We start from the raw sequence: 20003 nt of genomic DNA on the forward strand, positions 1-20003 counted from the left end.
GCTTATGAATCTGTGCCTTCGGCCCCTATTGAAATAGCGGCCAGCAGATGGTGCAACTTAAAAAAACGAATTTGCATAACGCCCCGCTAAAATAAAACAGGCACTGACAATGCAGCGCCTGCTGGTGCGGACTGGTTCGCAGAATTGCAATCAGGGTTGATACAGGCCGACACCTAACTCATTTTCTTTGCGGGTGCGGGCAATCACTGATTGCGGCGATTCATGAATACGCAGATCCATCTGGTCTTCGGTGCGCAGCAAAATGCCGCGAAGTGAACTGGCATAAACATCAACGATTTCAACATCGACGAATTTACCGATCATCTCTGGTGTGCCTTCAAAGTTCACGACCCGATTATTCTCAGTGCGCCCCGCCAATTCCATCACATTCTTACGAGATGTGCCTTCCACTAGAATGCGTTGCACAGTACCCACCATTTCGCGGCTGATTTCCATCGCTTGCTGAGTAATCCGTTGTTGCAAAATATGCAGGCGCTGTTTTTTCTCCTCTTCTGAAACATCATCCGGCAGATCAGCCGCCGGCGTGCCAGGGCGTGGAGAGTAAATAAAGCTGTAACTGGTATCAAAACGGACATCTGCCACCAGTTTCATGGTTTGCTCAAAATCTTGCTGAGTTTCGCCAGGAAAACCGATAATAAAATCAGAGCTAATTTGGATATCAGGCCGAGCCTGACGCAGTTTACGGATGATAGCTTTGTATTCCAGCGCGGTATGCGCCCGTTTCATCATGGTCAAAATGCGGTCAGAGCCACTTTGTACCGGCAAATGCAGGAAACTCACCAGTTCGGGCGTATCTCGATAAACGTCAATAATATCATCAGTAAACTCAATAGGATGGCTGGTGGTAAAGCGCACTCTATCGATACCATCAATGGCGGCAACTAGCCGCAATAGTTCGGCAAAACTACAGATATCACCATCATAAGTGGCACCACGATATGCATTGACATTCTGCCCTAGCAGGTTCACTTCCCGCACGCCTTGGGCGGCTAACTGTGCGATTTCAAACAAGATATCGTCACTTGGACGGCTAACTTCCTCGCCACGGGTATAAGGTACGACACAGAATGTGCAGTATTTATTGCAACCTTCCATAATGGAGACAAATGCTGTCGGCCCTTCAGCACGAGGCTCCGGCAGGCGGTCAAATTTTTCAATTTCTGGGAAACTGATATCCACCACAGGGCTGTGGGTGCCTTGCACGTGATTAATCATTTCCGGCAAACGATGCAGGGTTTGTGGACCGAAAATAACGTCGACACAAGGAGCACGTTGGCGCAGATGCTCACCTTCCTGAGATGCCACACAACCACCCACACCAATAATGAGCTCTGGATTTTTTTCTTTCAGCAGTTTCCACTGCCCAAGCAGGCTGAATACTTTTTCCTGTGCTTTTTCGCGGATTGAGCAGGTATTGAGTAACAGTAAATCCGCCTCTTCGGGGATTTCTGTCAATTGGTAGCCGTGGGTGCTGGCCAGCAAATCAGCCATTTTAGATGAATCGTATTCATTCATCTGGCAGCCCCAGGTTTTGATGTGTAGTTTTTTAGTCATAGCCTATCTACCGCCAAAAAATTCATCATAAAAGTCACATCGCGTGGCGCAATGCTCTATGCAGTGTTCCGTCATCGAATAGTGGGAGCACAAAGGCTCCGTAGTTATAGGGCTATTGTAGTCATTTGCCGTTGCGATGACCACCGCATAACGGCTTACTTATCCTGTGGAGTCATGAAAAATCCGGTACACTGTCTGCTGACAAAATATAGGCGGTATTTTAACTTCTAAGAATGGCCAAAATGGATAAATCGCAACCAAATTATGATGTTGTGGTCGTGGGTGGAGGCATGGTAGGTGCTGCTGCCGCGCTGGGGCTGGCACAAACTGGCTGGTCAGTGGCGTTACTGGAACACGAGGCTCCGCAGCCGTTTGAGGCTGAAAGTGTGCCGGACTTACGGGTTTCCGCGATTGGATGCACCTCGGTATCCTTGCTGAAACAACTCGGAGCCTGGTCGCAAGTGCAACAGATGCGCTATGCACCTTATCGTCGATTGGAAACATGGGAACAGCCGGGTTCTCAAGTTGTTTTTGATGCGGCGTCGCTGTCATTGCCTGAACTGGGCTTTATGGTCGAGAACCGGGTTTTGCAGTTGGCGCTATGGCAACAGATGGCAACATGCCCTAATTTGACGTTACTGTGCCCGTCACGGCTGCAAACAATGGTTAGAGTAGATGACTATTGGAAAATCACGTTAGATGCACAGCGAGAGATACAGAGCCATTTAGTGGTGGGTGCGGATGGGGCTAATTCTCTGGTACGCCGTTTAGCTGGGATTGGCACCAGCGGTTGGCAATATCGCCAGTCTTGTATGTTAATTACTGTTGAGACCGACACTGCTCAGCAAGACACCACCTGGCAGCAGTTTTTCCCTTCTGGTCCAAGAGCGTTCCTACCATTATTTGATAACTGGGCATCATTGGTTTGGTACGACAGTCCTCAGCGTATCCGTCTGCTTCAGGCGTTGCCGCTGGCACAATTGAATCAAGAGATTGCTGCGGCTTTCCCATCTCGTTTGGGAACTGTCAACGCCATTGCCACAGGTTCTTTTCCTTTGGTTCGCCGCCATGCGCAGCAATATGTGCAGCCGGGGTTGGTATTACTGGGCGATGCGGCGCATACCATCAATCCATTGGCGGGGCAGGGGGTTAATCTGGGATATCGGGATGTCGATGTGTTACTGGAGGTGTTAAACCAGGCGCGTGAACAGGCTGAATCTTGGCATAGCGAGCAGGTATTGCAGCGTTATCAGCGCCGCCGCCGTACTGATAATTTGATTATGCAAAGTGGAATGGATGTGTTTTACACCGCATTCAGTAATGACTTACCTGCGGTAAAATTTGTGCGTAATTTGGCGCTGATGGCGGCTCAACGTGCGGGTAAGCTCAAGGAGCATGCATTGAAGTATGCACTAGGGCTGTAGGTATTTTAATAACTCGTCGCCAGAAATAGTTATTGCCTGGCGACTGTGGGCACGTTTCTTGTTCTTTTGTTGAAAAGCAAAATTCAAATTTTATCGCAGCGAAAAAATCTCATTACAGTGAAAAAACAAAATGCAGAAAAGCAAAAAGCCCGCCGAAGCGAGCTTTTCTAAATTTGGCTGGGGTACGAGGATTCGAACCTCGGAATGCTGGAATCAGAATCCAGTGCCTTACCGCTTGGCGATACCCCAAAAGATGGTGGCTACGACGGGAATCGAACCTGTGACCCCAGCATTATGAGTGCTGTGCTCTAACCAGCTGAGCTACGTAGCCATCTTAAAATCTTTAACCTTAAGAAATTGTATGGCTGGGATACCAGGATTCGAACCTGGGAATGCCAGGATCAAAACCTGGTGCCTTACCGCTTGGCGATATCCCAACTGAAATACAATTCTTTTTACTGATTTAGTACAACTGGCGTCTAACAGTATTTGTGTTTAACAATCTTCGTCTTTAACAATCTTCGTGTTTAACAACAAACTATTTCACCATTTCAGAGAAATGGCTGGGATACCAGGATTCGAACCTGGGAATGCCAGGATCAAAACCTGGTGCCTTACCGCTTGGCGATATCCCATCTACTGTGACAACCGATGAAAATGGTGCGGGAGGCGAGACTTGAACTCGCACACCTTGCGGCGCTAGAACCTAAATCTAGTGCGTCTACCAATTTCGCCACTCCCGCATACATGAAAAAAGATGGTGGCTACGACGGGAATCGAACCTGTGACCCCAGCATTATGAGTGCTGTGCTCTAACCAGCTGAGCTACGTAGCCGTCTTTTTTCTGCACAACCTTCATCGGCGTTGCGGGGCGCATTATGCGTATATGGCCGATTTGCGTCAACTAATTTTTTCCCAAAAAAGCATTGAAGGGGTTCGTTTGTTTGGCTTGTGAACAGTCTGGTGATTAAAGCAGCACTTATGATGATTAATTGTTGAATTTGCCAGCAAAAAAATAAGGCCACCCAAAGGCGGCCTTGAGAGCGGAATGGTTGATGCAGGCAGACTCCCCCTGCTATCACGTTCAGTTATTTGTAAGCATCCTGATGCACGCCTACCGCGCGACCAGAAGGGTCATCCATGCTTTTGAATGATTCATCCCATTCAATAGCTTTAGCTGATGAACATGCTACTGAAGGGCCGCCAGGCACGCATTCCGCTGCACTTGGCAGTGGGAATAGCTCTTCAAAAATTTCTCGATACAAGTAGCCCTCTTTGGAGGACGGCGTGTTGTATGGGAAACGGAAGTGCGCAGTTTCCATCTGTTGATCAGTGACTTGCTCGGCAGCTTTCTCTTTTAATGTATCAATCCAGCTGTAACCCACACCATCGGAGAATTGTTCTTTCTGACGCCATGCGACGCTATGTGGCAGGTAGGATTCAAAACATTCACGTAGTACATGTTTTTCCATTTTGCCATTACCGCACATTTTATCCTGCGGGTTAATTCGCATCGCCACATCAAGGAAGTTTTTATCCAGGAATGGTACACGCGCTTCAACACCCCAGGCAGACATCGCTTTGTTGGCACGAGCGCAGTCATACATATGCAGGGCTAACAGCTTGCGCACGGTTTCTTCATGTAACTCTTTGGCATTTGGCGCTTTGTGGAAATAGAGGTAACCGCCAAATACTTCGTCAGAACCTTCGCCAGATAGCACCATTTTGATACCCATCGCCTTGATTTTACGTGACATCAAGTACATTGGTGTTGAGGCGCGGATAGTGGTGACATCATAAGTTTCAATGTGATAAATCACATCACGGATGGCATCCAGACCTTCCTGCACGGTGAAGTGAATTTCATGATGCACGGTACCCAAATGGTTGGCGACCTCTTGCGCGGCGCGCAAATCCGGTGAACCTATCAAACCTACGGCGAAGGAGTGCAATTGTGGCCACCAGGCTTCACTGCGTTCATCATCTTCTACGCGACGAGCCGCAAATTTTTTGGTGATAGCCGAAATAACCGAGGAATCCAGACCGCCAGAGAGCAGCACGCCGTAAGGAACGTCGGACATCAAATGACTTTTAACCGCATCTTCTAACGCATTTGCCAGTTCAACTTTATCAGTGACATTGTTTTTGACATTATCGAAATCAAACCAGTCGCGATGATAATACTCGCGAATTTCGCCATCCTGACTCCACAGATAGCTTCCGGCCGGGAATTCTTTGATGGTACGGCAAACCGGAACCAAGGCTTTCATTTCTGAAGCCACAAACATATTACCGTGTTCGTCGTGGCCCATGTACAGCGGGATAATACCCAGATGGTCACGCCCAATCAGGTAAGCGTCTTTTTCCGTATCGTATAGGACGAAAGCGAACATACCTTGCAGGTCGTCAAGGAATTCAGGCCCTTTCTCCTGATACAGCGCCAGAATGACTTCACAGTCAGAACCGGTCTGGAATTTATAACGGTCGCCGTATTGCTGGCGTAATGCCTGATGATTATAAATTTCACCATTGACCGCCAGAATATGTGTGTGCGCCGCGTTAAACAGGGGCTGGGCACCAGTATTGACGTCAACAATAGATAAGCGTTCATGGGCGAGTATGGCTTTATCATTTGCCCATACACCTGACCAGTCCGGGCCGCGGTGGCGCATTAGACGTGACATTTCCAGCGCTTTTTTGCGTAACTCAATGGGGTCAGTTTTAAGGTCGAGGACCCCGAAAATAGAACACATAGTAATCTCCCTAACTTCTCTGCTTTGGCGGTGATGATGTTGAGTTTGAGTCGTTCATCGCTGGAACTGTTTTTCGTGCACTTGCTTTTGATTGATGCAAGCTGTGCCCCATGACGATGCATTCATCCGAATAATTTGTAGAAAGTAATGCAAAAAACACGCCAATTTAGAGCGAGATAGATTTGTCGCTATAGCTGGCATGGCGGTGAACACACATAACGAAAATGCGCCAAAATGGGGAGAATTAGCAAGAAACTTTGGTGCGCTGCACTAAAAAAGGGCGTCGCGCGATAAGGGGAGTATCACAAAAAAGGTGTATGGCGGCCGGAACCGCCAACGAGAAACTAGATGATGTCAATTTCTGCAACAGATGGGTAAACGTAGCTTGGGCGGAATGGCATCGCTTCAATATCTGTTAATGTCGATACGCCGGAAAGAACCAAAATAGTCTCAAGGCCCGCCTGGAAACCGGCCAAAATGTCGGTACGCAGGTTATCACCCACAATGACGGTACTTTCCGAATGTGCCTGCATTTTATTGAGTGCAGCGCGGATAATCCACGGGCTAGGTTTGCCGACATAAAATGGTTTACGGCCAGAGATTTTCTCGATAGGCGCGCACAACGCTCCACAAGCAGGTGCAAAGCCGTGGCCGTGGCTATCGGGGTTGGTGGCAATAAAGCGCGCACCATTGGCGACGAAATAGGCTGCTTTATGCATCATGTCCCAGTTGTATGAGCGGGTTTCACCCACAATCACAAAATCAGGATTTATATCGGTAATGGTAAAGCCAGCTTTATACAATTCGTGAACTAATGCGCCTTCACCTACTACATAAGCTTTCTTACCGTCCTGGCGGCGCAGAAAATCAGCTGTTGCCATCGCCGAGGTATAAAAAGCACTTTCTGGCACTTCCAGCCCGGCAGAACTAAAACGATTAGCCAGATCCTGAGCGGTTTGTGACGGATAGTTGGTCAAAATAACCAGCGGCATGCCGGCTTCTTGAATTCGGGCCAGAAAAACATCAGCGCCGGGGACGGGGTGATTATCATGCAACAAAACACCATCGATATCGCAAATAACGCTTTTAATTGTCATCGTTTAAATTACTCTTTTAGCCGCAGCAATGAGTCACTATAACATGGTCGATAATGAAACTGACCCTGCCACTATCTTATGCCCGTCATCTTTCAAGATACAGGGCTGTTGGCTGCCATCACTTACCCAACTCATTGAGTTATCTCAACTCCTTGGGTTCATTCCGTTGCCGCCTGCCTGTAACTCGAAATCTATTGGGTGCATAAATGATTAGTTTTCTAACAGGCGTTGCAATAATACACCGTTTAACATGGCGCGCTTGGCCAGCGCAAAAGCCCCAATAGCTGATTGATGATCAAGCTGCGAGGTGACCACCGGTAGATTTTGGCGGAAGTTTTTTAACACTTGCGTATTAATACAACCTTGAATAGCGGGGAGTAGGATTTTGTCAGCTTCAATGATTTCACCGGCAATGACCACTTTTTGCGGATTGAACAAGTTGATGGCGATAGAAATGGCTTTACCCAGGTAGCGGCCTACATGTTCAATCACCTCAGTTGCCAGCAAATCACCTTTGTTAGCCGCTTTGCAGATGGCACTAATATGGCAATCATCCAATGTTAACTTGCTTGGATATCCCTGCGCGAGCAGGTGGCGTACGCGGTTTTCAATGGCTGCATTCGATGCGACAGTTTCCAGGCAACCAAAATTACCGCAATAGCAGCGCTCGCCCAATGGATCAATCTGGATATGACCGATTTCGCCTACGTTACCATTGCTGCCAAGAAATATTTGGCTGTTAACAATGATTCCGGCACCGGTACCGCGATGCAGACGAACCAAAATAGAGTCTTCGCAGTCGCGAGTTGCACCAAAATAGTGCTCAGCCAGCGCTAAACTACGAATATCGTGGCCAACAAAGCTGGTGACATTGAAACGATTTTGCAGATTTTCGACTAACGGCCAATTGCTAACACTGATATGTGGCATATAGCGCACGATACCTTTGCTCGGTTCAACCAGACCAGGGAGGATGACGGCGATAGCGATCAGTTCACGTAATTTGCGCTGATAAGCTTCAATAAACTGACTGATGATATTAAATAATGCATGTTCGAGAGTTTCTTGCGTGCGCTCTGGCAGGGAATAGTGCTCTTCACCCAGCGACTTGCCGCTCATATCAAACAGCGTAATAGTGGCATCATGGCGGCCCAGGCGGACAGCGATGGTATGGAACTGACGGTTTTCTGTCACGATAGAAATTGCGCGGCGACCACCGGTGGAGGCTTGCTGATCGACTTCTTTGATCAGCCCGCGCTCCAACAGTTGACGAGTAATCTTGGTGACACTGGCGGGAGCTAGCTGGCTGAGATCGGCAATTTGAATGCGCGAAATCGGGCCTTGCTGGTCAATGAGCCGATATACCACGGCACCATTGAGTTGTTTCACAAGATCCACATTACCAATTTGTGACTGTCCGCCGGTGCTCATCAATAAAATTACTCGCTTATTTTAAAACCTCGTTACCATTAACGATGGTTTTAGTGATTTTATAATCGCGGGTAAAGGCAGTCAGGTTGGCCACTTTGCCGGCTTCAATACTCCCTAACTGCTTATCCACGCCAATCGCTCGGGCCGCATAAAGTGTGGCCATACGCAATGCTTCGTCTAGCGCGATGCCCACATGCTCAACACTATTTTGGACCGCTTCTATCATGGTCAGTGCTGAACCGCTTAATGTGCCATTTTCATCCACACATAAACCATCGCGATAGTATATTGTTTTACCAGCAAAAATAAATTGATCAATTTCAGCACCTGCTGGTGCAGTTGCATCAGTTACCAGTACTAATTTCTCACCTTTCAATCGCTTAGCATTACGAATATTGGCCCAATCCACATGCAAACCATCCGCAATGACACCTGTGTACACTTCTGGCGTATCAAAAATCGCCCCAATCAGGCCCGGCTCGCGCCCGGAAATGTAAGGCATTGCATTATATAGGTGCGTTGCAAAGCGGATACCGGCAGCAAAACCTTGACGAGCTTGCTGATACGTCGCGTTTGAATGGCCGGAGGAAACCAAAATACCGGCTTCTGTCAGTTGACGAATATATTTGGCATCAACCATTTCAGGAGCCAAGGTCACTTTAGTGATCACATCGGCATTGGCGCACAGATAATCAATCATTTCAGCGCTAGGTTTACGAATAAACGCTGGGTTATGAGTCCCTTTCTTTTGAGGGCTGATATAAGGCCCTTCCAGATGCAGACCCAAAGCCTGATGCTGGTTTTTTTGCAGATATGAACGCATGACATCAATGCCGTGCTTCATGTATTCATCACTGCAAGTAATGAGTGTCGGCAGGAAACTAGTACAGCCTGACTTTTCATTCGCGCGCTGCATAATTTCCAGCGTCTTTTCGGAGATGGCTTCAAGCGAATCATTGAATTGCACCCCCCCGCAGCCATTAAGCTGAACATCAATAAAACCGGGGGCCAGGATGGCGCCACCCAAGTCGCGTACCTCAATGCCAGCCGGAAGTTCATCGGCAGGACAGATACGTTCGATCAATCCGTTAGCCACGACAACAGCGTGATTATCCAGTACTTCATGGCTGGTATAAATACGGCCGTGAGTTAAAGCGTACATCTTAACCCCCTAATAACTGTTACAGATTCTTGATGTTTTCAGCTTCTAATTCGCTGAAATATTTTACAGTTTTAACCTTCAATTCCATAGTCGAAGGTTCATCGCACACCATGATGGCTTTCGCATGCAGTTGCAGGCAACTGATGGTCCACATGTGGTTGATACTGCCTTCAACTGCGGCTTGCAAGGCTTGTGCTTTGCCACGGCCAGTCACCAGAATCATCACTTCTTCTGCATCCAACAGAGTGCCCACACCTACAGTAAGTGCATATTTCGGCACGAGGTTTGCATCACCACCAAAGAAACGTGAGTTTGCTTCGCGAGTTTCTTCGGTCAGCGTTTTGATGCGAGTACGAGAAGCTAAAGAGGACGCCGGTTCATTAAAGGCAATGTGGCCGTCAACGCCTACGCCACCCATGAACAGGTGAATTTTGCCATAAGACTTAATCTTTTCTTCGTAACGGCGACATTCTTCATCGATATCAGGCGCATTACCATTAAGAAGATTGATGTTTTCAGCAGGGATATCCACATGATCAAAGAAGTTGCTGTGCATGAAGGTGTAGTAGCTTTCCGGGTGCTCTTGCGGCAGCCCAACATATTCATCCATGTTGAAAGTGACCACATTTTTGAAACTCACTTCACCGGCTTTATACAGCGCAACCAAGTGCTTATACGCTTCCATCGGTGTGCCGCCAGTTGGCAGCCCCAGAACAAATGGGCGATCAGCGGTCGGTTTAAATGCATTGATGCGGTTAACGATATAACGTGCGGCCCATTTACCAACTTCTGTGGTGTTTTTCAGTGGGATAAGTCTCATCTTGCACCTCTTTGATTGCTAATAGTGGCTATACTCTACGCGGATTGAATCATTCAGCTAAGCGTAACTCAGATTTTGACTCATGCGTTGGTACAATGCTTTGTTCATTTTTCGAATGATAAAATAAGTTTTGTGTCATGGCTAGTCTATTGGTGCTTTTTGACTGGTTTTTGGTGACATTTATCACAAAATAGGGGGTTTTAATTTGCGTTACGAAATAAATTTTTTACACTCCGGAATGAGTCATTTGTATCGTGAATAAATAGCGTGCCGTGAATAAATAAAGATGTGCCATGCGTTTTTCTAAAAGGTAGTGAATCAAATAAATAAACTACTTAAAGGGTCCGATATCGGACGAATAGGGGGAAAGGTGAATATTCTTAGTTACTTGCAAAAAGTGGGTCGGGCTTTGATGGTCCCAGTGGCCACACTGCCTGCAGCCGCGATATTGATGGGTGTGGGCTACTGGATAGACCCAGTCAGCTGGGGAGGTGATAATGCGCTAGCGGCATTGTTTATCAAGTCCGGTGCCGCCATCATCGATAATATGTCCGTGCTGTTCGCCATTGGTGTGGCTTATGGTATGTCAAAAGATAAAGACGGTGCTGCTGCACTGACCGGCTTTGTCGGCTTCCTGGTGTTGACGACGCTGTGTTCGCCAGCCGCGGTTTCGATGATTCAAAAGATTCCGGTTGATCAGGTTCCAGCTGCCTTCGGCAAAATCAACAACCAGTTCGTGGGTATTCTGGTAGGTATCATCTCAGCTGAGTTGTATAACCGCTTCAGCGGCGTTGAATTGCCAAAAGCACTTTCCTTCTTCAGTGGTCGCCGTCTGGTTCCGATTCTGACGTCTTTCCTGATGATCGTGGTTGCCTTCATTCTGATGTACGTTTGGCCACTGATTTATAACGCATTGGTGACTTTCGGTGAGTACATCAAAGATATGGGTTCTGTGGGTGCAGGTATTTATGCCTTCTTCAACCGCTTACTGATCCCAGTCGGCCTGCATCACGCCTTGAACTCTGTGTTCTGGTTTGACGTTGCCGGTATTAACGATATCCCTAACTTCCTGGGTGGCCAACAGTCCATCGATAGCGGTAAAGCTGTTGTCGGTATCACTGGTCGTTATCAGGCTGGTTTCTTCCCAATCATGATGTTTGGTTTACCTGGTGCTGCGCTGGCGATTTATCACTGTGCGCGTCCGGAAAACAGAGCAAAAGTGGCCGGTATCATGTTGGCGGGGGCATTTGCAGCCTTCTTCACCGGTATCACTGAACCACTTGAATTCTCCTTCATGTTCGTTGCCCCTGTGTTGTACTTTATCCATGCCGTGCTGACCGGGATTTCTGTGTTCATTGCAGCCAGTATGCATTGGATTGCAGGCTTTGGTTTCAGTGCCGGTCTGGTGGATATGGTGTTGTCTTCCCGCAACCCGCTGGCGACACACTGGTACATGTTGATCCCACAAGGTCTGGTGTTCTTCGCGATTTACTACGTGGTGTTCCGTTTCACCATCAAGAAATTCAACTTGCTGACTCCTGGTCGTGAACTGGCAGTTGAAGGTAGTGAAGAAGATGGTTATGACGTCAATGTTGATAAAACTCCAGAAGTTAACGAAAGCGAAATTAATGGTCTGGCGCGTCGTTACATTGGAGCCATCGGCGGCTCAGACAACCTGACAGGGATTGATGCATGTATCACCCGTCTGCGTTTGAACGTGAAAGATTCTGCATTGGTGAATGACGGTGTTGCCAAACGCTTAGGCGCTTCTGGTGTTATTCGTCTGAACAAACAAAGTGTGCAAGTGATTGTTGGTACCCGTGCGGAACTGATTGCTTCGGCAATGCGTAACGTGTTGGCCAGTGGCCCGGTTCCTGCGGCAAGTAGCGCCACTGCTCCTGCTGCGGCCAAGCCTCAGGCTGTCATTAACACCGCGAAAGCTGCCTCTTTGGTATTGGTTTCTCCGATTACCGGTGATGTGGTTGCTTTGGAAGAGGTTCCTGATGAAGCCTTTGCCAGCAAAGCTGTCGGTGAGGGTATTGCCATTCGTCCAACGGATAAAACTGTGGTTGCTCCGGCAAACGGCACCATCGTAAAAATCTTCAACACTGACCATGCTTTCTGTCTGGAAACTGAAACCGGCGCTGAAATTGTGGTACATATCGGGATTGATACGGTGAAACTGAACGGCCAGGGCTTTGCACGTCTGGTTGAAGAAGGTGCCACTGTAGTTGCTGGTCAACCGGTGCTTGAGCTGGACTTGGCTTACCTGAACGCTAATGCGCGCTCAATGATTAGCCCAGTTGTTGTCAGTAATATTGATGACTATGCCGGTATCTCGGTGTTGGCGGGTGGTTCGGTGGTCGCCGGTCAAAGCCAGCTGTTTGAGATTCAGAGCAAATAATTGGCTTTAGCCCGACGGTGAAAAGGGACTGCTGTCCTGAATAACCGATTTAACTTTTAGCTGAACCAACGGGAAGAGAGCAATCTCTTCCCGTTTTTTTGTTTTATTTCCTGTAACAAACGGTTGTTTCCAAGTCGGGCTTGTTGGATTATATGCGGTTATATTTGTTGCGTTTGCATTGAGGAATAGAACAATGAGTGAGGCAGAAGCCCGCCCAAGTAATTTTATCCGTCAGATCATTGACGAAGATTTAGCCAGCGGCAAACACACGTCGGTTCATACCCGCTTCCCGCCGGAGCCAAATGGCTACTTGCATATTGGCCATGCGAAGTCTATTTGCCTGAACTTTGGTATTGCGCAAGACTACCAGGGGCAATGCAATCTGCGTTTCGACGACACCAACCCAGTGAAAGAAGATGTGGAGTTTGTGGAGTCAATTAAACGCGACGTAGAGTGGCTAGGCTTCACCTGGAGCGGTGATGTGCGTTACTCCTCAGACTATTTTGACCAATTGTACCAGTACGCTGTAGAGCTGATTAACAAGGGCCTGGCGTATGTTGATGAATTAACGCCTGAGCAGATGCGCGAATATCGCGGCACACTGACTGCGCCGGGTAAAAATAGCCCGTATCGCGACCGCAGTGTGGAAGAGAACCTGGCGCTGTTTGAAAAAATGCGTGCCGGTGGCTTTGCTGAAGGCACCGCATGCTTGCGCGCAAAAATTGACATGGCGTCACCGTTCATTGTGATGCGTGATCCGGTGTTGTACCGCATTAAATTTGCCGAACATCACCAGTCTGGTAACAAGTGGTGCATCTACCCGATGTATGACTTCACCCATTGCATTTCTGATGCGATTGAAGGGATTACGCATTCACTTTGTACTTTGGAGTTCCAGGATAACCGTCGCTTGTATGATTGGGTGCTGGATAATATCTCTATTGAATGCCATCCACGTCAGTATGAGTTCTCTCGTCTGAATCTCGAATACTCCATTATGTCTAAGCGTAAGCTGAACCTATTGGTGACCGAGAAGGTAGTCGAGGGCTGGGATGACCCGCGTATGCCAACCATTTCTGGTTTGCGTCGCCGTGGTTACACCGCAGCATCAATTCGTGAATTCTGCCGCCGTATCGGTGTGACCAAGCAGGATAACAACGTTGAGATGATGGCGCTGGAATCCTGTATCCGTGATGATCTGAACGAAAATGCGCCACGGGCTATGGCTGTTCTGGATCCAATTAAAGTGGTTATCGAGAATCGTGCGGCAGGGGAAGAGTGGCTGACCATGCCAAATCATCCGAATAATCCGGATATGGGCACCCGTCAGGTACCTTTCGACAGTGAGATTTATATCGATCGCGCTGATTTTCGTGAAGAAGCCAATAAGCAATACAAGCGTCTGGTGCTGGGTAAAGAAGTGCGCCTGCGTAATGCTTATGTCATCAAAGCCGAGCGTGTTGAGAAAGACGCCGAAGGTCATGTCACGACACTTTATTGCAGCTATGACGCAGAAACTTTAAATAAAGACCCTGCCGACGGCCGTAAAGTGAAAGGGGTTATCCATTGGGTTTCTGTTAAGCATGCATTGCCTGCTGAAATCCGTTTATATGACCGTTTGTTTAGTGTACCAAACCCAGCGGCGGCGGAAGACTTCTTATCCACCATCAACCCTGAGTCTTTGATTATCCGTCAGGGCTTTGTTGAGCCAAGCTTGGCTGGTGCGGTACCAGAAAAAAATTATCAGTTTGAACGTGAAGGTTATTTCTGTGCTGATAGCCACTATTCACGGCCAGATGCGTTGGTATTTAACCGCACTGTCGGTCTGCGTGATACCTGGGCGGCTAAGGTGACTAACTGATTTTAGTCCTCCGATTTACCTCAATTGGCGTGGCTTAGTCCACGCTTTTTTTATGTCCATATCCAGTCATTGTTAGTTTTACTAAACATGACTCGGTTGTTTCAATTTCCTCTCCGTCCCGTCCTATTCTTTGGTCAATCTCAACAGATTACATTCTTTTCTCCCCCTTAAGCGGCGTTCTGTAAGTCTTTCTTAAATATTCGCTTTACGAATTAACTGGGAAAATAACACTGTTTTCCTCGTATAAATCTTATGTTTTATTGGTTCAGCTGAAACCATTCAAGATGTCAATATGGAACGATTCTGCTCTTTAAAAATCATGTTATGCATTGTTTTTTAAGCTTTTGTGAACTCTGTAATATTTTTTCACAGTTATGTGCTCATTGTCATACTTTGAATAATTAGCTTCATTTTTGATTGATAATTCGCGTCGCGAAAAATAGTCTGTATTCCAGCAGTAATCTTCACCAGTGTGTATTTCGACAGCGAAGTTGGTTTTTTTATGAACAACTGCTGGTGGGATTTCTTCCCAGCAAAACTTTACCCACTAGGGTTTTTTGAGGCTAAACCTGTGAGCTGTGGTGGACACAGGGGCGGCACTTTAAATGTGATGTCAAAGAGGAATTTTTTCATATGGTTACGCACGGTGCTAAACGTAAAACATTAGCGCTCGCAGTCGCGGGTGCATTGTTAGGAACGGGGTTTATGGCAGCCCCAGAGGCCAAGGCAGAAGGCTTTGTTGATGATTCATCACTGACGGGTGGTATTTACTATTGGCAGCGTCAGCGTGACCGTAAGGATTTAACGCCAGGTAGCGCAGAGTATGGCAAGTATGTCGCTAACCTGCACCACTCCACATTTAACGCCAATCTGGACTTCTCTTCCGGTTATGCCGCAGATATGTTCGGTATCGACTTAGCCGCTTTCGGCGCAGTTGAAATGACCAACAGTGGCCCAGCGGCACCAAACGAAATTGGTTTCAGTGATGCCAAAACCCGTTGGGACGAAAAATGGACCGGCGATAAGAGTGGTGTGAGTATTTACAAAGCCGCCGCCAAATTCAAATTAGGTGATTTCTGGGCGCGTGGTGGTTATATCCAACCCACTGGTCAGACCCTGCTAGCCCCACACTGGAGCTTTATGCCGGGCACCTACCGCGGTGCTGAAGGTGGTGCGAAATTTGATTTTGATACGGCGGGCGCATTGTCCATGTCATACATGTGGACTGATGAATATAAAGCGCCGTGGTATCAGAACATGTACAACTTCCGTCAAGCTGATGGCAAAACTGGTATCAGTTATCTGCACTCAATTGGCGCCAAATATGACTTTAAAAACAAGCTAGTACTGGAAGCAGCATTCGGTCAAGCCAAAGATTACATGGATCAATACTTTGCGAAAGCCTCTTATGCTTTCCCGGTTGCGGGTAATGATCTGCGGACGTCTTATCAGTTCTATGGTGCAAAAGACAAAGTTGATGGCGGCTTCAAAGATGTTAATGACGTCTATGACGGTCTTGCCTGGTTGCAAGCATTGACTCTGGGTTACACCACCGGGCCATTTGATTTGCGTCTGGAAGGTACCTGGGCCAAAGCTGACGGCAACCAAGGCTACTTCTTGCAACGTATGACTCCGGGCTACGCCACCTCCAATGGTCGCTTAGACGTGTGGTGGGATTCGCGCTCTGACTTTAACGCCAACGGTGAAAAAGCGTTGTTTGGTGGCGTGATGTATGACCTGAAAAACTGGAATTTGGCCGGTTGGTCAGTCGGGACTTCCTATGCTTATGGTTGGGATGCCAAACCGAGCACCAACCCAATTTATGACCAAAATACCCGTTTGAAAGAATCTGCATGGAACTTTGACATTCTTTACACCCTGCAAGAAGGCCGTGCTAAAGGCACATTATTCAAACTGCACTACACCATGTACGACAACCACACCAACATTCCAAGTTATGGTGGCGGTTTCGGCAACGTATTCCAGGATGAAAAAGACGTTAAATTCATCGTGATTGCACCATTTACGATCTTCTGATTTTTCCCCTTTTGATTGCCATCCCCGGCCGCTGTGCCGGGGACATAATGGAGTGCCACCATGAAAAAAATCCTTTTTATCATCGCCGCAGTCATGGGATTAAGTGCTTGTGCCCCACAAACTCCCATTCAGCCGGAAGACAGCAAACTTAAGCAAGCATACAGCGCTTGTATCAATGCTAGCGAAGGTCAACCAGAAAGGCTGATCCCTTGCAAAGCGGTACTGAACGTTTTGAAACAAGAGAAGGCGCATCAAGCCTTTACCGACAAAGAAACAGTACGGGTACTGGATTACCAGCGCTGTATTGATGCGGCCCACACTGGCAATGGTCAAGCCTATGACGCGCAGTGCGGCAAACTTTGGCAAGAAATTCGCAACAACAATTGATTTAACAACAATTGATTTAACAATAATTGTTTTAACAACGATTGATCTAACAATAATTCTGTCAGCGGCAATACTTCAGTAGCGACTTTGGCAGCGGTTATTCATTATGGATGAGGTTAGTGATGAACAAATTCAGATTAAATGCGTTAGCGGCAATCACCGCAACCTTTGGCTTGATGGGCGCTGCCCATGCAGATGCCGCCAATCAACAGATTGTTGATCAACTCAGCGCTTTGACAGTTAATTATAAAGTGTTGGATAACCGCGCAGCTGAAAATGGCGTAGATTGCGCCAAGTTGGGAGCTGACTGGGCATCATGTAATAAAGTAGTGATTACTCTGACCAATACTGGGGATGAGATCAAAGGCCAGGACTGGGCCATTTACTTCCATAGTATTCGTCAAATTCTCACCGTAGATAATGATCAGTTTAAAATTACTCACCTGACGGGTGATCTACATAAAATTGAACCTACCGCCAAATTTACTGGTTTCCCTGCCAATCAGGCGGTTGAAATCCCGATCACCGGCGAATACTGGCAGTTATTTGCCACCGACTTTATGCCGCGCTGGTATGCCACTTCGGGTGATGCAAAACCAAAAGTTCTGAAAAGTACTGATACTGAAGATATTAATGAATATCTGACTCAGTTTACGGGCGATCAGTGGAAGCGTACTAAAGACGACAATAACGTATTAATGACACCGGAATCTCGCTTCGTCAAAAATGAGGCCGTGAAAACATTAACGGCAGCTAACCTGCGCGGGCAGATTATCCCGACACCAATGGAAGTGAAGGTTCACCAACAAGATGCCGATTTGAGTCAAGGTGTGGCGCTTGACCTGAGCACTTTGCCCAAACCGGCTGCTGAGGCGGCGGCGCAGCGTTTTGCATTACTTGGCTTGAAGTTGGGTGCAACGGGGTTCCCGATTAAAACCTTGATTCAGCCGTCTGCCTTTAAAGGTGACTTAGCCGTTTCAGGCGCATATGAGCTGAAAATCGGTGAAAAGGGCGCGCAAGTGATTGGTTTTGACCCAACAGGTGTGTTTTACGGCCTGCAATCCATTCTTTCTTTAGTACCGACTGATGGTAGCAAGAAGATTGCGACATTGGATGCCAAAGATGCGCCACGCTTTGAATACCGTGGTGTTTTCCTGGATGTAGGGCGTAACTTCAAAACTAAAGATGCAGTATTGCGTTTGCTTGATCAGATGGCCGCTTACAAGCTGAACAAATTCCACTTCCATCTGAGTGATGATGAAGGCTGGCGTATTGAGATACCAGGCCTGCCAGAACTGACCGATGTGGGCAGCAAGCGTTGCCACGATTTAACGGAAAACACCTGCTTACTGCCGCAATTGGGCTCAGGCCCGGATAGCAATAATTTGGGCTCGGGTCACTTTACCCGTGATGATTACATCGACATTTTGAAATACGCGAAAGCCCGCCAAATTGAGGTCATTCCTGAGATTGATATGCCCGCCCACGCGCGTGCAGCCGTCGTCTCGATGGAAGCTCGTTACAACAATTTGATGAAGCAGGGTAAGGAAAAAGAAGCCAACGAGTTCCGCCTGGTTGACCCGACAGATGATTCCAACACGACTTCTGTTCAGTTCTATGAACGCAAAAGTTATCTCAACCCATGTCTGGATTCGTCTAAACGTTTTGTCGACAAAGTGATCGGCGAAATGGCGCAGATGCACAAAGAAGCCGGTATGCCATTGACCACCTGGCATTTTGGTGGTGATGAGGCGAAGAACATCCGTCTGGGGGCAGGGTTCCAGGATAAAAATGGCACCATTGAGCCGGGCAAGGGCATTATTGATAAAAGTGTGGAAGATAAGCCGTGGGCTAAATCGCAAGTTTGTCAGGATATGGTCAAGCAAGGCAAAATTCAGGATGTTGAGCATCTTTCCAGCCACTTTGCGATTGAAGTCAGCAAGTTGGTGAATGCCCATGGCATTGAGAAAATGCAAGCCTGGCAAGATGGCCTTAAAGATGCCAAGTCGTCGAAAGACTTTGCCACTAAACGTGTTGGCGTTAACTTCTGGGATACTCTCTATTGGGGCGGCGCTGACTCAATCAATGATTGGGCCAATAAAGGCTATGAAGTGGTCGCGTCGAATCCGGATTATGTCTATTTCGACATGCCATATGAAGTTAACCCAAATGAGCGCGGTTATTACTGGGCGACTCGCTTCAGCGACGAAGCCAAAGTCTTTAGTTTCGCGCCGGATAATATGCCACAAAACGCGGAAACATCGGTCGACCGTGACGGTAATCATTTCAGTGCTAAAAGTGATAAACCTTGGCCGGGTGTGCACGGTATTTCCGTTCAATCATGGAATGAAACAGTACGAACTGATGAACAAATGGAATACATGATTTTCCCTCGAGTATTACCACTGGCCGAACGTGCCTGGCATCGTGCGTCTTGGGAGCAGGATTATAAAGCCGGTCGTGAGTACCAAGGTGGCGTAACGCATAGGGTTGACACCAAGGCGTTGAGTTCCGATTGGCAGCGTTTTGCCAATATTATGGGCCAACGTGAATTGGCGAAACTGGATAAAGCCGGAGTGGCTTATCGCTTGCCAGTTCCAGGGGCGCGAGTTGTTGGCGGGGAATTGGAAGCTAATATCTCCTTACCGGGTCTGATTATCGAGTATTCCACTGATGGCGGAAAACAATGGCAGCAGTATGATGCCAAAGCACAACCGAAAGTCAGTGGCGACGTATTGATTCGTTCCACCAGCCCGGATGGTAAACGTAGTAGTCGTGCGGAGCCGGTTAAGGTTTGATTATTGCTGTCAAAGTGCTGTGTCTGATGTTAACTCCTGTTTGCTGAGGTTTAGGTAAACACTATTAAGTGAAGTTGAGTTGATGGTTTTCCCCCGGCAAGTCCGGGGTTTTTTTTGTTTTAAATTTATGGAGGTAGCAATAGGGTGTATACCCAAAGTCATTGGAATTGCAGATAAGTGGGGTGGCAAGCGAATAAATCACCTACGTCAGTGATTAGGGGGAATTAGAATAACTAACAACCCAGCGGCTTCAA

At 47.5% G+C, this 20003-nt stretch carries 12 protein-coding genes and 6 tRNA genes; 6 read left to right on the plus strand and 12 right to left on the minus strand.

Going from position 1 to position 20003, the window contains the following annotated elements; all coding sequences use genetic code 11:
• Positions 1 to 150 precede the first annotated feature (150 nt).
• Entirely contained in the window at positions 151 to 1575 is a 1425-nt protein-coding gene (gene miaB / locus FGL26_RS00520; RefSeq protein ID WP_005167929.1) for a tRNA (N6-isopentenyl adenosine(37)-C2)-methylthiotransferase MiaB, read from the minus strand.
• Positions 1576 to 1817: 242 nt separating this feature from the next.
• Between miaB and ubiF the strand changes: the two genes are divergently transcribed.
• A complete protein-coding gene (gene ubiF, locus FGL26_RS00525) occupies positions 1818 to 2999 on the plus strand; it encodes a 3-demethoxyubiquinol 3-hydroxylase (RefSeq protein WP_005167930.1) in 1182 nt (393 codons plus the stop codon).
• Between the two features lie 174 nt (positions 3000 to 3173).
• On the opposite strand, the gene FGL26_RS00530 is transcribed toward ubiF, so the two are convergent.
• The 11 genes from FGL26_RS00530 to nagB form a co-directional block, all read right to left on the minus strand.
• Positions 3174 to 3248 (minus strand) — tRNA-Gln (locus FGL26_RS00530).
• 5 nt (positions 3249 to 3253) lie between these two features.
• Positions 3254 to 3330, minus strand: a tRNA-Met gene (locus FGL26_RS00535).
• Positions 3331 to 3361: 31 nt separating this feature from the next.
• Positions 3362 to 3436, minus strand: a tRNA-Gln gene (locus tag FGL26_RS00540).
• Between the two features lie 123 nt (positions 3437 to 3559).
• Positions 3560 to 3634, minus strand: a tRNA-Gln gene (locus FGL26_RS00545).
• A 23-nt stretch (positions 3635 to 3657) separates the two neighbouring features.
• Positions 3658 to 3742: transfer RNA gene (locus tag FGL26_RS00550), tRNA-Leu, on the minus strand.
• A 15-nt stretch (positions 3743 to 3757) separates the two neighbouring features.
• A tRNA-Met gene (locus FGL26_RS00555) sits at positions 3758 to 3834 on the minus strand.
• A 253-nt stretch (positions 3835 to 4087) separates the two neighbouring features.
• Entirely contained in the window at positions 4088 to 5752 is a 1665-nt protein-coding gene (gene asnB / locus FGL26_RS00560; protein ID WP_005167937.1) for an asparagine synthase B, read from the minus strand.
• 344 nt (positions 5753 to 6096) lie between these two features.
• On the minus strand, positions 6097 to 6849 hold the full coding sequence (locus FGL26_RS00565) for an HAD-IIA family hydrolase (RefSeq protein WP_005167939.1): 753 nt from the start codon (positions 6847 to 6849) through the stop codon (positions 6097 to 6099).
• A 210-nt stretch (positions 6850 to 7059) separates the two neighbouring features.
• Positions 7060 to 8280, minus strand: a complete 1221-nt coding sequence (gene nagC, locus FGL26_RS00570) for a DNA-binding transcriptional regulator NagC (RefSeq protein ID WP_005167941.1) — start codon at positions 8278 to 8280, stop codon at positions 7060 to 7062.
• A 16-nt stretch (positions 8281 to 8296) separates the two neighbouring features.
• A complete protein-coding gene (gene nagA / locus FGL26_RS00575; protein ID WP_005167945.1) occupies positions 8297 to 9442 on the minus strand; it encodes an N-acetylglucosamine-6-phosphate deacetylase in 1146 nt (381 codons plus the stop codon).
• Between the two features lie 19 nt (positions 9443 to 9461).
• Positions 9462 to 10262, minus strand: coding sequence for a glucosamine-6-phosphate deaminase (gene nagB / locus FGL26_RS00580; protein ID WP_005163359.1), 801 nt, complete (start codon positions 10260 to 10262; stop codon positions 9462 to 9464).
• A 370-nt stretch (positions 10263 to 10632) separates the two neighbouring features.
• On the opposite strand from nagB, the gene nagE reads away from it, so the two are divergent.
• The 5 genes from nagE (at position 10633) to FGL26_RS00605 (ending at position 19749) form a co-directional block, all read left to right on the plus strand.
• On the plus strand, positions 10633 to 12666 hold the full coding sequence (gene nagE / locus FGL26_RS00585) for an N-acetylglucosamine-specific PTS transporter subunit IIBC (RefSeq protein ID WP_005167947.1): 2034 nt from the start codon (positions 10633 to 10635) through the stop codon (positions 12664 to 12666).
• Between the two features lie 193 nt (positions 12667 to 12859).
• Positions 12860 to 14527 (plus strand): glutamine--tRNA ligase, encoded by a 1668-nt coding sequence (glnS, locus tag FGL26_RS00590; RefSeq protein ID WP_032912649.1) that lies wholly within the window; start codon positions 12860 to 12862, stop codon positions 14525 to 14527.
• 633 nt (positions 14528 to 15160) lie between these two features.
• Entirely contained in the window at positions 15161 to 16564 is a 1404-nt protein-coding gene (gene chiP, locus FGL26_RS00595; RefSeq protein WP_005167949.1) for a chitoporin ChiP, read from the plus strand.
• Positions 16565 to 16624: 60 nt separating this feature from the next.
• Positions 16625 to 16951 carry a ChiQ/YbfN family lipoprotein gene (gene chiQ / locus FGL26_RS00600; RefSeq protein WP_005167950.1) on the plus strand — a complete coding sequence of 109 codons (327 nt, stop codon included), beginning with the start codon at positions 16625 to 16627 and terminating at the stop codon, positions 16949 to 16951.
• Positions 16952 to 17073: 122 nt separating this feature from the next.
• Positions 17074 to 19749 carry a beta-N-acetylhexosaminidase gene (locus FGL26_RS00605; protein ID WP_032912651.1) on the plus strand — a complete coding sequence of 892 codons (2676 nt, stop codon included), beginning with the start codon at positions 17074 to 17076 and terminating at the stop codon, positions 19747 to 19749.
• Positions 19750 to 20003: the final 254 nt, after the last annotated feature.

It is taken from the genome of Yersinia enterocolitica subsp. enterocolitica (assembly GCF_901472495.1).
GTDB classification, from domain to species: domain Bacteria; phylum Pseudomonadota; class Gammaproteobacteria; order Enterobacterales; family Enterobacteriaceae; genus Yersinia; species Yersinia enterocolitica.

Bases quoted from the DNA above. Each gene is read 5' to 3' on its own strand.
- ubiF (WP_005167930.1), top strand. From the start codon at position 1,818: ATGGATAAATCGCAACCAAATTATGATGTTGTGGTCGTGGGTGGAGGC.
- nagB (WP_005163359.1), bottom strand. From the start codon at position 10,262: ATGAGACTTATCCCACTGAAAAACACCACAGAAGTTGGTAAATGGGCC.
- miaB (WP_005167929.1), bottom strand. From the start codon at position 1,575: ATGACTAAAAAACTACACATCAAAACCTGGGGCTGCCAGATGAATGAA.
- nagA (WP_005167945.1), bottom strand. From the start codon at position 9,442: ATGTACGCTTTAACTCACGGCCGTATTTATACCAGCCATGAAGTACTG.
- chiQ (WP_005167950.1), top strand. From the start codon at position 16,625: ATGAAAAAAATCCTTTTTATCATCGCCGCAGTCATGGGATTAAGTGCT.
- nagC (WP_005167941.1), bottom strand. From the start codon at position 8,280: ATGAGCACCGGCGGACAGTCACAAATTGGTAATGTGGATCTTGTGAAA.
- glnS (WP_032912649.1), top strand. From the start codon at position 12,860: ATGAGTGAGGCAGAAGCCCGCCCAAGTAATTTTATCCGTCAGATCATT.
- chiP (WP_005167949.1), top strand. From the start codon at position 15,161: ATGGTTACGCACGGTGCTAAACGTAAAACATTAGCGCTCGCAGTCGCG.
- asnB (WP_005167937.1), bottom strand. From the start codon at position 5,752: ATGTGTTCTATTTTCGGGGTCCTCGACCTTAAAACTGACCCCATTGAG.
- FGL26_RS00565 (WP_005167939.1), bottom strand. From the start codon at position 6,849: ATGACAATTAAAAGCGTTATTTGCGATATCGATGGTGTTTTGTTGCAT.
- FGL26_RS00605 (WP_032912651.1), top strand. From the start codon at position 17,074: ATGAACAAATTCAGATTAAATGCGTTAGCGGCAATCACCGCAACCTTT.